Origin of the sequence: Vibrio sp. 5S239, from assembly GCF_041439575.1 — a bacterium.
Taxonomy (GTDB): domain Bacteria; phylum Pseudomonadota; class Gammaproteobacteria; order Enterobacterales; family Vibrionaceae; genus Vibrio; species Vibrio kanaloae.
Genome location: NZ_JBGOOM010000007.1, coordinates 38,512 through 52,463, shown reverse-complemented (window position 1 = coordinate 52,463; position 13,952 = coordinate 38,512). Strand labels below are relative to the sequence as shown.

Sequence of the window (13,952 nt, the reverse complement as noted above, 5' to 3'; positions counted from 1 at the left end):
AGGCGGGAGCTAAGGTCGCTCTTCGCCTCAATTATTTGATGTAACCCAGAAAACATGCGAGACAATAATGAAAAAAATAGAAGCAGACCAACTAAGTTACAAAGGAGAGTCAAACGGTGTTCATAGTTGGACAACACCGAGTGGACAGCCATATTACTGGCACCCAGACTGGCTCCATATCGCTGAAGATGCGACTGGTTCACATCCAAAGCAGAAACTCGACGTCGATCAAAACCAAGCACCAACTGAAAAACACGCGGTGTCGGCAATTCTTAAGCATTTAAACCAATGGGCTGCAGACAAGCTAGCGTCTCATCCTGAGATTGAAACAGGCTCCATCGAAGCTGAAATCAATCTGAAAAAGTAACAGGGTAAAGTAGATAACGAACCCAATCACTCGCGATTCTAACCCAGTATACAGACTGAATAGCCTCGAACCTCGACCGAGGCTATTCAAGTATCTTCATAAAAATGCAGCAATAACCCACACCTAGCTAACAAATATCCAACACAAACCAGTTTCTTGTATCAATCCACGAAAGCTATCGATAGAATCTCCGGTCTTATTCACGTCAGTTATGCTAATCATTCGTAATTCTAAAGTCGTGAATCAATGAATGCGTAAATCTAATAAGAATGAGAACAAAGGCTTATCGATGGGTACTTCAAATTACAATCAATCGCTAACGACTAAGTTATACGTCATTGCTGGTGTGCTGTTTGGCACCTATGGCAGTCGGGTGTGTCCTATGCTCGAGAGCTTAACGACGTTAGAGATTTTCACACAAGTCAGTATTGTGTTTGTCTTATTATGGCTCGCGCGTCGTTACCTATTAGCGCAACATACCTTGGTCAAGCAAGGCCGATTCGCGCAACTCGATACCCTGCTATTTTTTGTTGCAAGTGTGCCTTTCGCGCTCTACTACAACTTAAGCTATGAATTCACCATAGATAGTAATTTGAAGGTGCTGTTTGGAATGAGTCTATTCGGCTTCTTTACCGGAACCATTCTTCAATTGAACGCTAAGCTCAGCCAAATGGATAAAATGGAGACGACTGGACAATTCAACTTCCAACTGGTTGGTGAAAGGAGTTCGCTGGTTAACCAAATGATTGGTTTGGTTATCGTGCTTCTGGTAACACTGACGACTATGTTGACGATGATTGCTGTCAAAGACATATTTTGGCTAGAACATAACCCTGACCGCTTATTGGATGGCACCGGCAAGATCAGCGTAATCAAAGAGTTCATTTATTTGGCTGTGGTACTGGGTGGCTACGCGATAACCATCATGACGCTTTGGAGCAAGCTAATTAAGCGTATTCTCCTGAGCCAAGAGCACGCATTAAACAAAGTCACCAATGGTGATCAAGGCGTTCGCTTACCTATTTTCGGCTACAACGAGCTTGGCTCAATGGCATCTATGACCAATACCATGCTTGATAGCCTCGAAACCGCGCAAAACGAAGTCAAAACCACACGTGACGTGGCCATTGTGAGCTTATCGGCATTGGCTGAATCTCGAGACAATGAAACGGGCGCACATATCCTAAGAACTCAAGAGTACGTCAAGGTACTCGCACAAGAACTCAGCAAATCAGAAACCCACTCAAGCTTGTTAACACCAAACTACATCGAGTTGCTTTACAAATCTGCGCCTTTGCACGACGTAGGCAAAGTCGGTGTGCCTGATAGCGTGTTATTGAAGCCGGGCAAATTGACGGACGAAGAGTTTGAGATAATGAAAGGTCACCCCGCGATTGGTGCTGAAGCACTTTCTATTGCAGAAAAGCAGCTAGGAAGTAGCTCTTTCTTAAGAGTCGCAAAGGAGATATCTCTGACTCACCACGAGAAATGGAATGGCAATGGTTATCCTAATCAGTTGTCTGGTGAAGATATCCCGTTATCTGGCCGTTTAATGGCATTGGCCGATGTTTATGATGCGCTCATCTCGAAGCGAGTCTACAAGCCAGCCTTTACTCACGAACAAGCCAAACAGATCATCTTAGAAGGCAATGGGACGCATTTTGATCCGCAAGTTGTCCAAGCTTTTCTAGCTGTTGAACAAGCGTTCGTTTTAATTGCCGCGACCTACAAAGATGGAAAAAATGTAGCCAACGAACTCGAGCGCGAAAGCTTTATTGCTCAACCTGCCTAATCTATTCAAAAACCACTAACTTCTTGCACCCTATGGGTAACCCGTAGGGTGTTTTGTTATCAAATTTCCTCTTTAGTCAATAAATCTGATTGAAATGGATTTTTTTTGGTCTTTCTGTTCACTTCGTATTGTCATAAAAATCCCATACAGGTATAAATACCCATAGATACTATCCCCTCTCAATTGACATGGATGAAGATTATGTTTGAAAAAGTGTTAGCTGCTCCCGCCGATCCTATCCTCGGCCTTACTGAAGAGTTTAAAAAAGACTCTCGTGCAGAGAAAATCAACCTTGGTGTGGGCATCTACAAAAATGAAGATGGTCAAACGCCTGTACTTAAAACAGTAAAGAAAGCAGAAGCTGCACTTCTTGAAAACGAAAAAACCAAATCTTACCTAACAATTGAAGGTACAGCTGAATACGGTTTAGCGGTTCAGAAGCTTCTTTTCGGTTCAGATACTGAGATCGTTACGTCTCAACGCGCTAAAACAGCACAAGCGCCAGGTGGTACAGGTGCACTTCGCGTAGCGGGTGAATTCATCAAACGCCAACTGGGCGATGTGAAAATCTGGATCAGTAACCCAACTTGGGCTAACCACAACGGCGTTTTCGCTGCTGCGGGTATCGAAACGGCTCAATACAGCTACTACAACGCTGAAACTAAAGACAAAGACTTCGCTGGCATGGTTGCTGACCTAGAGAACGCTTCTGAAGGCGATATCGTTCTTCTTCACGGCTGCTGTCACAACCCAACAGGTATCGACCCTACTGCTGATGAATGGGAAGTACTGGCTAAACTGGTTGCTGAGAAGAAACTGCTTCCTCTATTCGATTTTGCTTACCAAGGTTTTGCAAAAGGCGTTGAAGAAGATGCTGCTGGCCTACGTGTTTTTGCTCAATACAACAAAGAGATCCTTGTTGCTAGCTCGTTCTCTAAGAACTTCGGCTTGTACAACGAACGTGTAGGTGCATTCACTCTGGTTGCAGAATCTGCAGACGTAGCAACGACAGCGTTCTCTCAAGTTAAGAGCATTATCCGCTCTATCTACTCTAACCCACCAGCGCACGGCAGTGCTGTCGTTACTCACATCCTTGGTGATGCTGATCTACGTGCTGAATGGGAAGCAGAAGTAGCAGAAATGCGTGACCGTATCCAAGAGATGCGTGAGCTATTCGTAACTACACTGAAATCTGAAGGTGTAGACGCAGACTTCACATTCATCGAACGTCAAAACGGCATGTTCTCGTTCTCTGGCCTAAGCAAAGAGCAAGTAACTCGCCTAAAAGATGAATTCGCTATCTACATTGTTGGTTCTGGCCGTATCAGTGTTGCTGGTATGACTAAGTCAAACATGGGTCCTCTATGTAAAGGTATCGCTGCGGTTCTTTAATCGTAAAGCGAAACCTGTATTTGTAGACCTATAGATATGCAAAAGCCAGCGACTAAGCTGGCTTTTTTGTGTCTGTCTTCTTTATTTATGAGCGGTTAAGACACGTTGTCTTTGCGTTACTAGTTAGTACTCTAGGAAAAACTCCACGCCCAGTTCATTAGTACGTTCACTACGAATCTTACCTTCACCATCTCGATGTTGGTATGACCCACCAATCGCAAACTTGTTGGTCACTAGATAACGTAAACCTAAATGATAGATCTCTTCATCAAACAGATCACTTCGATTCACTTGCACACTCCCGTTGGCAATCCAACGTTTCGCAAAGCCATAGTTAAGCCCAACTTTTACCCCTTGAATGAACTCCGTGTCTGAAGATTCAGTTCGGTTGGTATCATTATCTTCGACCTGACCTTTAGTGATACCAAGCAGGTAGTAAGCAACCACATCTAGATCTTTCTTAATGCCGTAACGGTAACCAACACCCGGCATAAGCGTATCAATTCGAGTTGTGGTGTCATCTGGGTGAATGAAGCGTGCACTGTAGTCGCCCAACAACAACCAACCGCCAGTCATCGCATAACTGCCACCCAATCCAAACGACGAAGCATTGTTATTTCCACCAGCATCTTCATTTAAGCTCCCCGAATACGCCGTGGCATATATATGGTCATAATCAAGAATGGGTACACTATGAGTTTCTGCCCACAAACTTGGAGAAAACATAAAAACGGTAGATACCAAACTAAGCTTCCACTTCGACATTTCTATCATCCTTAAACTAGCACTCCATTAGTTGAAAGATTAGCCTATCCATAAGACTTCAAAAAGGTTTTACCTCACAGATTGATTTGTGACGGCAAATTATTATGAAATGTTGTACCATGAAATCATACGAACTAATGGATGATCATTATGGATGCTGAGTTATTAGAGATTCAAAACTTTCTGGCACAATACCCTCCTTTCACCGATCTCCCTGAAGATATGTTGGCGAAAGTCACCAGTAGTGTGGAAATTTCTTATTATCGCCAAGACACACCTATCATTCACTTTGGTGACCAAATTCACGACCTTTACATCGTGCGAAGCGGTGAGGTTGAGGTGTATCGTCGTAAGGGCGAACTCTATAATCGCCTTGATGAAGGTCACCTATTCGGCCAAATGGGTCTACTCACTAACAACAAAGTTCGCTTCCCTGTTAAAGCAATAGAAGACACTCTGCTCTACTGTGTCCCAGAGGCAATTTTTCAAGAACTTTATGACAACTATGACTCTTTTGCTGATTTTGTCGAAGTGGAAGACAATGCGCGATTACGCCAAGCCAATTCCAATAATAACGATGCTAACGATCTATCGACATCAAAGGTAAAAACGCTGCTCACCGGCGAAGCCCCAATGATAGAGAAAACGTGCACTATCCAACAAGCCGCCACCATGATGGCAGAAGACAACGTCTCTTCCTTACTGATCATCGACCCAGATATTGTTGAAGATGATGAGGACGATTCAACCCCTGTGATCGGTATTATTACCGACCGCGACTTGTGTACACGTGTACTTGCAGAAGGTCTAGAGCCATCAAATGAAGTTTCAAGTGTCATGACGCCAGAAGTTATCTCACTCGACCACAATGCTTACGTATACGAAGCCATGATGACCATGCTTCGCTATAACGTACACCACCTGCCCGTGCTAAAAGATAAGAAGCCAATCGGCATTATCGAAGCGACTGATATCGTACGGTATGAATCTCAAAACTCTCTGCTACTGGTAAGCAGTATCTTCCAACAACAAAGTATTGAAGACCTTAAAGTGCTTTCGGAACAAGTGAAAGATAGCTTTGTACGCTTGGTTAACGAAGATGCCAATGCTCACATGGTCGGCACCGCGATGTCAGTAATTGGGCGTAGCTTCAAACAACGTATTATCGAGTTAGGGGAAGAGCAATTGGGTACGGCGCCCATTCCTTATTGCTTCCTAGCTCTCGGCTCTATGGGGCGTGATGAACAGCTGCTTGTGACCGACCAAGACAACGCCATTATTCTTGATGACACATACGACGAAGCAAAACACGGCAAGTACTTTGAAGAGCTTTCAAAGTTCATTTGTGACGGCTTAGACCAATGTGGTTATGTTTACTGTACCGGTGACATCATGGCAACCAACCCGACTTGGCGTATGACACGTAGAGAATGGGAAGAGTGCTTTGCGGACTGGATTGATGATCCAAATCCGAAAGCCTTACTGAATGCTTCTATCTTCTTCGACTTAGATGGTGTCTACGGCCGTTTGAAATGGGCTGAACAGCTGAACAGTTTCATCGTAAGACGCGCACGCAAGAACAACCGCTTCCTAGCGTGTCTTGCTCGTAACGCACTAAATCGAACACCGCCTCTGGGCTTCTTCAAAGATTTCGTTATGGAAAAAGATGGCCGCCATAACAACTCAATCAACCTTAAGCGTCGCGGTACTGCACCGTTGGCGGATCTGATTCGTGTTCACTCTTTGGCGGTGGCCTCTCGTTCGAAGAACTCATTTGAACGATTAGATGACATTATCGACGCAGGTATTTTGCCAAAAGGCAGAGCACAAGACCTGAAAGATGCCATGGAGTTCATCTCTTTGGTTCGTATTCGCCACCAAGCGCACGATGTCGACAACAACATCGAGCCTGATAACAACATCGAGCCAGAGAACCTGTCTGACTTCGAGCGACGCAACCTAAAGGACGCATTCCAAATCTTAAGTAATGCGCAAAACTTCCTTAAGTTCCGTTACCAAGCTAGCAATAAGTTTAAGTAGGGCCTATGAACAAACTATTTAGATCACCTGCGGTCGATTGGCCTTTTAAATTTGCTCAAAAACTAGAGCGTTCAAAGGATAAGCGTTTAAAGAAGTTCTACAGTGAGCCACTTCCCGATCCAGACACTCCGCTGTCTGAGGTGACCTTTTTAGCTGTGGATTTTGAAACCACAGGCTTAAATTCGGCGAAGGATGGCATTATTACCATTGGACTAGTACCTTTTACACTCAATCGTATTTATCTAAGACAAGCAAGGCATTGGACGCTAAGGCCTAAGCAAAAACTGGAAGAAGAATCTGTCGTTATTCACGGTATCACACACAATGACATCATCGATGCGCCGGACTTAAACGAGGTGCTTGATGAGATTTTGGACGCAATCGCCGGGCATATTCCTGTTGTTCACTACCGCCGTATTGAGCGTGAGTTCTTAGACAACGCGTTGAAAGTAAGGTTAGGAGAAGGTATTGAATTTCCAGTATTAGATACACTAGAAATCGAATCTCAAATTCAGAATAAATTGGTTGGTGGTTTCTGGAATAGACTAAAAGGTAAGAAACCCGCATCAATAAGGCTTGGACAAAGCCGACGTCGCTACCATTTACCAGATTACACCCCACACCACGCTTTGACTGATGCCATTGCAACAGCAGAACTACTCCAAGCACAGATTGCGCACCATTACAGCTCTGACATGCTTTTAAAAGATTTCTGGCTGTAGATGCTGATTATATTAATCGTAGTAAATAACTGGTCACCCTAGCTTGTTAAAGCGCTCGATAACTGCGTTGAAATTTTTGATTATAGAATAACTATTTATCGAAAAATCCGCCCTGGTTCTCAAGTCTTTTTCTTACGCTATTTCGGAATACTCACTGTAATTGGTATTAATTACCATAAGAACTACGATAAATATTTGAAACATATAAAAACGCCGCTTACGCGGCATTTTTATTCATTTCACGTAAATAAATTAAGCATATTTCTCTTCAAAATCTTTCATGAAGCTCACCAATGTTTGGACACCTTCCAATGACATTGCATTGTATAGTGATGCTCTCATTCCGCCTACAGCTCTGTGCCCTTTTAGCGACTTCAAACCAGCAGCGTCTGCCAGCTCTAAGAACTTCGCATCTAGTTCAGGTTTCGCTAGTTGGAATGGTACGTTCATTCTTGAACGGTTTGCTGTGTGAACGTCGTTCTTGTAGAAATCAGAATCATCAATCGCGTTGTAAAGTAGTGCCGCTTTTTCTTGGTTAACACCTTCCATCGCTTCAACCCCCCCCTGAGCTTTCAGCCATTTGAAGACTAGGCCAGATAGGTACCAAGCGTAAGTTGGTGGTGTGTTAAACATAGAATCTTTTTCAGCAAGCACTTTGTAGTTGAGAATGCTTGGCAATACTTCGTTCGCAAGATCGAGCAGGTCATCACGCACGATAGCGATGCAGATACCCGCAGGGCCAATGTTCTTTTGCGCGCCAGCATAAATAACACCATATTGAGACACATCAATCTTGCGAGACAAGATATTCGATGACATGTCCGCAACGATAGGCTTATCAGTTTGTGGTAGCTCACTGATCTCAATACCGTCGATGGTTTCATTTGGACAGAAGTGAACATACGCCGCTTCTGGGTCGATTTTCCAATCTTTTGCTGGAATAACAGCCGCTTTACCATCAATCGATGTTTTGGCATTAAATACATCAATTTCACAATACTTACTTGCTTCAGTCACAGCACTTTCGGCCCAGTAACCCGCGTCAATGTAAGTCGCCTTCGTCGCGTCACCTAAAAGGTTTAGAGGCACAGCTGCGAATTGAGCACGAGCGCCCCCCTGACAGAAAAGCACTTTATAGTTGTCTGGAATGTTCAGAAGATCACGTAGGTCTTGCTCCGACTCATCAGCAACTTGAATAAACTGCTTGCTGCGATGGCTGATTTCCATAACGGAAGTCCCTAAACCATTCCAATCAATAAAATCAGCTTGCGCCTGTTTCATTACCGGTTTAGGAAGTGCCGCTGGACCAGCACTAAAATTGAATACGTTATCTAATGTAAGTTCCATGGGGATGATTGCTCCTGCTAAATAATAACTAAGCAATTAATACCATGTTTTCTCCAACATAAAAACAACAAAAGAGGTCTTAAGACCCTTTTGTTTCGTACACTATCAAATGTTTAACTTATCCCGCTAGATCACCCACCAGTAATAAGCTCAACTGTTTTTATTGAACAAAAACTGGCATAAGAAGTGCGATTAATGGGATTTCTTGCCCATTTTCAAACACTAGATTTCCATTTTCTAATTCAGCGCTGATTTCATAACCACTATCGGTTTCCTTGATCATTTCCATCACAATCAATTCATCGATACCCTCACGGATGAATGGGTACTCTTCAACCAGTTCATATGAGAAGCTCGAGTGAATATTTCCCGTCAATGCTGGCAGAATTGTCGAAGGGTTATTGCTAATGTTCTCTGTCCCTTCAGGTACGCTCACCAACCAGTTTGATTGAAAATCCCCCTTGCCTAGAGCTAATGACATATTATTCATTGAGAGGTCGAAACCTTTAGCAAACAATATATCGATAAATGGAATGATCTTCGAAACGTCTTCTTGAGTCAAAACAGGACTCGATTGGTAGATCTCAAAAATTTTCTCAAACGACTGACTATCCAGTTTCGACATTTCAAAATCGACGTTTAAGTTATTGACTTGCCCATCATTGGTCTCAAGATTTTCGACACCCAACTTCAAGTTACTGCGCAGTCGCTTAGTCTCTTCATCTAAATGAGATTCAAAGTCGTACTGTGAGTTTTCTATGGTCATGAACGGTTGCATGGTTGAATCTGAAACCAAAAATCGATCTACAGTAAAGCTCTGTGAACCCAGCCAGTAGCCTTGCGCTTGTTGGCCAGAGCCTGTGCCCTTGAGATTTGATAGTGTCGCTTCTTCACCTGTTTCAAAATCAATTTGTACAGAAGGAACAGAAAGCGTGTAATCAACCTGACCTAACACGGTAGCATGGCCAGATAACGTAGACTTAGTGATGGATACAGACGTACCATTTTCACCAGAACCTTGGTGGTTGAACTGGTCCAATTCAAAATTAAAATCTGTATTACCGTTGAGCTCAGTGCTAGTCGTCAGAGTTAGAGGCAAAGTTTCTAAGTTCTCAAGCGTCGACAACGCATTCAGACTCACTAAACCGTGGCTGACCGAACTGTTGACCACGAACTCACTCGGCAGCCCATCAAGCGCTAGTTGCTGCTTCAGGTTATCATCGGTCACTGTTAAACGAGTCTTAACATTAGAAGACAAGTATCCCCTATCATATTCGACTATTTCAGCCAGAATACTTGAATTGTTAAGTTTTGCGACACCATCAGTAATAGCATTCTGCCCAATTTGCCCAACCGCCAGCGGCCAACAAAGTGCCAATGAGATTGCTCCGCCAATTGCACCAATTTTTCTTAACTGTTTCATGAGTTCTCTTCTACGCTAGTCTGTTTTTTTTCAGTCTACCCCATCAGTAGCCAACAAGGAACATTGAGTTAAATCAGTCTATTGCTAGATACCTCAACCCACTCAACAAATTAACGTCTAGCTCTCATCCTTATTCAATAGTTCTTGTTAAGCTAAAAGCATCACTACTACAAAGGTTGAGCTGTGAATCAATACGCTGTTATTTGTTTGGACAATAATCCAGTTAGCATTGAAAGAATACATTCGGAGTTAGCTCCACTGTCTTCGGTATTCGACATTTATACTGCCGAGAGCATAGAAGATGCGTATCATGCATTACAAGATATCGGTGATAATCACCAGACAGTTGCCCTAGTTATTACTCATCATCACTCTCATTTTAATGGCGTGCAATTTCTTATTGAAATTGAGCAACTACCTCACAGTAGTATCGCAAGAACAATATTAATCAGTGCTTCGTCAGAGATTCAATCAATTCTGACCGCGGTGAATGAAGGTCGGCTCAATCACTGCCTGACCAAACCAGTTCAAGATCAAGTTCTATTCAAGTCAGCACAAAAAGAACTGACTTCTTTTGTAATCCAATACGACTCCGAAAACCTCCTATTCTACAGCGACACGTTAGACCAACAGCGTCTATTGAGAGCTCACCTCGAACAAAAAATTCATTCGTTCCAATCCGGATTTATCCACGATTATCATCAGCTTTCAGATAATGCTTTAGCAGAGCGTGTCGTCAGTGCCTTACAAGATATATTCTCTATCGAGGATAAAACCAAAGCTATTAGGGAGTACTCGCCGGAACATTTACTTACTGTAGAAGGTGAAGACAATTGCTTTTTATGGTTGATCATTGAAGGTCAAGCAGCGCTCTACAAAAAGGATGAGTTAGGACAACAACGAGAAGTAGTACGACACTCCAAAGGCAATATTGTCGGTGGTATGTCTTTTGTGACTGGTGAACCTTCATTCTCTACAGCGATAACCCTAACCCAAACACGAGTGATTAAGCTTGATAAAGATAGCTTTGCTCAGGTTATGCACTCAAATAATACCCTACTGCCGTTATTTACCAATCTGCTGTTGCGTCACTTCAATCGACGCTTACAACGAAGCATCACTAATAAGATCAAGCTACAGCAAACGTTGGAGTCACTGGAATCAGCCCACCAGCAATTGATTGAAAAAGAGAAGATGGCGATGCTGGGACAACTTGTCGCAGGTGTTGCTCATGAGCTGAATAACCCGATTGCAGCGATCTTGCGAAGTATTGAAACTCTGTCGGAGCATCTCGACCATATACTCGAAAATTCATTACTTCCAGAGTCAAATAGAGGTACTGATGTATTAACGTATTCAAAGCTAGCGAAGCCACTATCTACGGCGCAAGAAAGACTGCTTGTAAAACACCTTACATCGACTATCAATGATCGTGCTTTAGCCAAAAAAGCCGTGAGGCTCAACCTAAGTCAAGATTTGACGTTTTTAGACACTCTGAAAGAAGCCCCTATTGCAGGTAAAGAACTACTTAATGACTTAGAGCATTACCACTATGTTGGGAATTCTATTCGCTCCATCCAAGTGTGTAGTAAACGTATTGCCGATATGGTGAAAAGCTTAAAAAGTTATGCCCGCGAAGATAATGAGATTCATCACTACGCGGATATCCATGAAGGGCTTGAAGATACGTTAGTGATTTTTGAAAACCGACTCAAGCATCACAAACTAGAAAAGCACTACGATACAGACTTACCACCTTTGTTATGCCAATCGCTTGCGCTGCAACAAGTGTGGACTAACCTAATCTCCAACGCGCTCGATGCCCTTTCTGGCACTGGTAAAATTACCATTACCACTTCTCGACAGGAAAAAGGCGATGATAGCTTTTTAGTGGTTAGAATATCGGATACTGGGCACGGTATTGCCAAAGAAGACATCAATACTATTTTTACCCCAAACTTCACCACCAAAAAAGAAGGTAACTTTGGTTTAGGGATTGGGTTGTCCATTTCACAACAAATCGTTTCGGCTCATCAAGGATTTATGTTGGTGGAGTCTGAGGTAGGAAGCCATACCACCATGCAAGTGTGGCTTCCGTTCAAACAAAAAGGAGCACCTCATGAATAAGTACCTAATTTTATGTGTCGATGATGAACCAGAAGTTCTCAATAGTGTCCTTCAAGATCTGGCTATGTTTGAAGATAACTTTATCGTTGAAGGTGCTGAATCGGTAGATGAAGCCAAGCAAGTGATTGAAGAAATGGCTCAAGACGGCATTAAACTCGCCTTAATCTTGTGTGACCACATCATGCCAGAAAAAACCGGAATCGACTTTCTCATAGAACTCAACCACCAAGATTCAACTAAGGCTACACGAAAGCTTTTGCTCACAGGGCAAGCAGGCCTTGAAGATACGGTAACGGCTATCAATAATGCGGCACTTGATTTCTATATCTCTAAACCTTGGCAAGGTGATCAACTCAGAGGCACCATTACTCAACAACTTACCGATTTTGTAATCAAAAACGACGAACAACTGTTAAACTGGACTTCCATCTTAGATACAGAACGTATACTCACCTCAATGTCGGATAAACGCACAAGTTTTGGTGAATAGCATTTAGAATTTGATGGTTAGCTTTCAAATTAAAGAGAATAACGCCATAAATATGAGATCTCAGTAGCAGAGTATCACTAAAAGTGATTGTTTTTTATTCGAATAACAAATGATTGGCATTTTTATGGATTACTTTTCCGTGAGTTAGATTAAACTATCTTGATGTTTATGGTTTGCCTGATTTTTCTCAAACCAAAGGAATTAACACTAATAAAGGTTTACGATCGTTATGCGCAAAATACTACTTACTACCGCTATGCTATTGGCTTCTAGTCAAGCGCTAGCTGTCGATGAACAACCACAAGTAATGAGCAACTTCAGCTACGATTACTTCGAAGCACGTATCGGTGCTAGCCCAGTTACATTTGGTGGTGCGTTCAGTAAGTCAATCCATCCGAATGCTCACGCTGTGGCGCGTATCGATTCAGAATTTGAAGGCGATTACGACTCAGCTGTAGGTCTTGGTTTCCACGCACCAATCAACAACTGGGCTGATCTAACAGGTGAAATGCTAGCGCGCATCGTTCAGCCTGAAAATTCAAGCTCTACTGATATCGGTATGGAGATCAACGTTGGTGTTCGTCAATGGCTTGGTCCACAACTAGAGGTTGGTGGTAAAGGTGGTTACGTTTCTATCGATGACAACGATGATTGGACAGGTTCTGTTTACGCACGTTTCCACTCTACTGAACTATTCTCTATCGGTGCTGAAGCGCGTATCAACGACTTCTACGGTGATCAGGTAATGTTCACTACTCGTTTCAAGTTCTAAAACTCAACGAGCCAGCTCCAATGAGCACTTACTTTTCTTATTAGGAAGGTTAAGCCAGAAACAAAAAACCGAGGACATTCCTCGGTTTTTATTTATTTACAGTAATCTTAAGCATATAAGGAGGGTTTCTTTAATGGCAGCTCTTTAATAATTGCTGCTTGCGTGGCTCTTGCAACAGCTTCCAATGGATACCATCAATTGCACCTGCAAATTTCCAAAGTAGTTTTAAGTCAACATCATTTCCGTACGCTTTGCGAACCTTATTAAACACTTCAGGCGCACCCAACTGCATAAACATTGAAACATCATCCACACCAGCCTTTTTCACCATACGTTCTAGTGTAAGTTGCATGTTGGGCAGATCTCTTAACCTGCGGCTCGCTGAAGATTTTTTGAAACTACGTTGCTGTATTGAATTATCGATTGAAGTACGAATAATGCTATCCAATTCAGGATGTTCACATGTAAACAGGTCAGTAATATCGTAATAATTTACCGTTGCTATTGTCTGCTTTTTAACATGGCGATATTTTTCACAATCAAGGTCCGTCAGTTTTTTATCTAATGAATTACCACCTCTAATGAATAAACAACCTCCTGTCAATAAAGCGAACATAGCGTCGTTTTGAAAAAGGCCAAGACCTCCAAACATAGAACGTTTTTGATGTTTGCCAAATTGATTCACGTAGTTAATAAATGCTGTCTCTGTCATTTC

General features: G+C 42.7%; 12 protein-coding genes. 8 read left to right on the top strand and 4 right to left on the bottom strand.

Annotated elements, in window-relative coordinates; translation table 11 throughout:
- Positions 1-67: 67 nt before the first annotated feature.
- The 3 genes from ACED48_RS07785 to ACED48_RS07775 all read left to right on the top strand — a co-directional run bounded on the left by ACED48_RS07785 (position 68) and on the right by ACED48_RS07775 (position 3,551).
- Positions 68-367: a hypothetical protein gene (locus ACED48_RS07785; RefSeq protein WP_017057541.1), complete on the top strand. Its 300-nt coding sequence runs from the start codon at positions 68-70 to the stop codon at positions 365-367.
- Positions 368-617: 250 nt separating this feature from the next.
- Positions 618-2,159, top strand: coding sequence for an HD-GYP domain-containing protein (locus ACED48_RS07780; protein ID WP_017057542.1), 1,542 nt, complete (start codon positions 618-620; stop codon positions 2,157-2,159).
- 201 nt (positions 2,160-2,360) lie between these two features.
- A complete protein-coding gene (locus ACED48_RS07775) occupies positions 2,361-3,551 on the top strand; it encodes an amino acid aminotransferase (protein ID WP_017057543.1) in 1,191 nt (396 codons plus the stop codon).
- A gap of 123 nt (positions 3,552-3,674) precedes the next feature.
- On the opposite strand, the gene ACED48_RS07770 is transcribed toward ACED48_RS07775, so the two are convergent.
- Positions 3,675-4,316, bottom strand: a complete 642-nt coding sequence (locus ACED48_RS07770; RefSeq protein WP_017057544.1) for an outer membrane beta-barrel protein — start codon at positions 4,314-4,316, stop codon at positions 3,675-3,677.
- A gap of 150 nt (positions 4,317-4,466) precedes the next feature.
- Between ACED48_RS07770 and ACED48_RS07765 the strand changes: the two genes are divergently transcribed.
- Positions 4,467-6,356, top strand: coding sequence for a DUF294 nucleotidyltransferase-like domain-containing protein (locus ACED48_RS07765; RefSeq protein ID WP_017057545.1), 1,890 nt, complete (start codon positions 4,467-4,469; stop codon positions 6,354-6,356).
- Positions 6,357-6,361: 5 nt separating this feature from the next.
- Entirely contained in the window at positions 6,362-7,078 is a 717-nt protein-coding gene (locus ACED48_RS07760) for a 3'-5' exonuclease (protein ID WP_017057546.1), read from the top strand.
- Between the two features lie 252 nt (positions 7,079-7,330).
- Here ACED48_RS07760 and serC read toward each other — a convergent pair whose 3' ends face one another.
- Positions 7,331-8,425 carry a 3-phosphoserine/phosphohydroxythreonine transaminase gene (gene serC / locus ACED48_RS07755; protein ID WP_017057547.1) on the bottom strand — a complete coding sequence of 365 codons (1,095 nt, stop codon included), beginning with the start codon at positions 8,423-8,425 and terminating at the stop codon, positions 7,331-7,333.
- A 160-nt stretch (positions 8,426-8,585) separates the two neighbouring features.
- Positions 8,586-9,848, bottom strand: a complete 1,263-nt coding sequence (locus tag ACED48_RS07750; protein WP_017057548.1) for a DUF945 family protein — start codon at positions 9,846-9,848, stop codon at positions 8,586-8,588.
- A 183-nt stretch (positions 9,849-10,031) separates the two neighbouring features.
- On the opposite strand from ACED48_RS07750, the gene ACED48_RS07745 reads away from it, so the two are divergent.
- The 3 genes from ACED48_RS07745 to ACED48_RS07735 all read left to right on the top strand — a co-directional run bounded on the left by ACED48_RS07745 (position 10,032) and on the right by ACED48_RS07735 (position 13,237).
- Positions 10,032-11,975, top strand: coding sequence for an ATP-binding protein (locus tag ACED48_RS07745; protein ID WP_017057549.1), 1,944 nt, complete (start codon positions 10,032-10,034; stop codon positions 11,973-11,975).
- Positions 11,968-12,465, top strand: a complete 498-nt coding sequence (locus ACED48_RS07740) for a response regulator (protein ID WP_017057550.1) — start codon at positions 11,968-11,970, stop codon at positions 12,463-12,465. Before ACED48_RS07745 ends, ACED48_RS07740 begins: the two co-directional genes overlap by 8 nt.
- Before the next feature lie 229 nt (positions 12,466-12,694).
- Complete coding sequence (locus ACED48_RS07735) at positions 12,695-13,237, top strand: hypothetical protein (protein ID WP_017057551.1); 543 nt, start codon at positions 12,695-12,697, stop codon at positions 13,235-13,237.
- 130 nt (positions 13,238-13,367) lie between these two features.
- Here the strand turns inward: ACED48_RS07735 and ACED48_RS07730 are convergent, their stop codons facing one another.
- Positions 13,368-13,949 carry a TfoX/Sxy family DNA transformation protein gene (locus ACED48_RS07730; protein WP_017057552.1) on the bottom strand — a complete coding sequence of 194 codons (582 nt, stop codon included), beginning with the start codon at positions 13,947-13,949 and terminating at the stop codon, positions 13,368-13,370.
- Positions 13,950-13,952 lie beyond the last annotated feature (3 nt).

Coding starts and splice junctions, on each gene's coding strand:
- ACED48_RS07785 (WP_017057541.1), top strand. CDS start 68: ATGAAAAAAATAGAAGCAGACCAACTAAGTTACAAAGGAGAGTCAAAC.
- ACED48_RS07780 (WP_017057542.1), top strand. CDS start 618: ATGCGTAAATCTAATAAGAATGAGAACAAAGGCTTATCGATGGGTACT.
- ACED48_RS07775 (WP_017057543.1), top strand. CDS start 2,361: ATGTTTGAAAAAGTGTTAGCTGCTCCCGCCGATCCTATCCTCGGCCTT.
- ACED48_RS07770 (WP_017057544.1), bottom strand. CDS start 4,316: ATGTCGAAGTGGAAGCTTAGTTTGGTATCTACCGTTTTTATGTTTTCT.
- ACED48_RS07765 (WP_017057545.1), top strand. CDS start 4,467: ATGGATGCTGAGTTATTAGAGATTCAAAACTTTCTGGCACAATACCCT.
- ACED48_RS07760 (WP_017057546.1), top strand. CDS start 6,362: ATGAACAAACTATTTAGATCACCTGCGGTCGATTGGCCTTTTAAATTT.
- serC (WP_017057547.1), bottom strand. CDS start 8,425: ATGGAACTTACATTAGATAACGTATTCAATTTTAGTGCTGGTCCAGCG.
- ACED48_RS07750 (WP_017057548.1), bottom strand. CDS start 9,848: ATGAAACAGTTAAGAAAAATTGGTGCAATTGGCGGAGCAATCTCATTG.
- ACED48_RS07740 (WP_017057550.1), top strand. CDS start 11,968: ATGAATAAGTACCTAATTTTATGTGTCGATGATGAACCAGAAGTTCTC.
- ACED48_RS07735 (WP_017057551.1), top strand. CDS start 12,695: ATGCGCAAAATACTACTTACTACCGCTATGCTATTGGCTTCTAGTCAA.
- ACED48_RS07730 (WP_017057552.1), bottom strand. CDS start 13,949: ATGACAGAGACAGCATTTATTAACTACGTGAATCAATTTGGCAAACAT.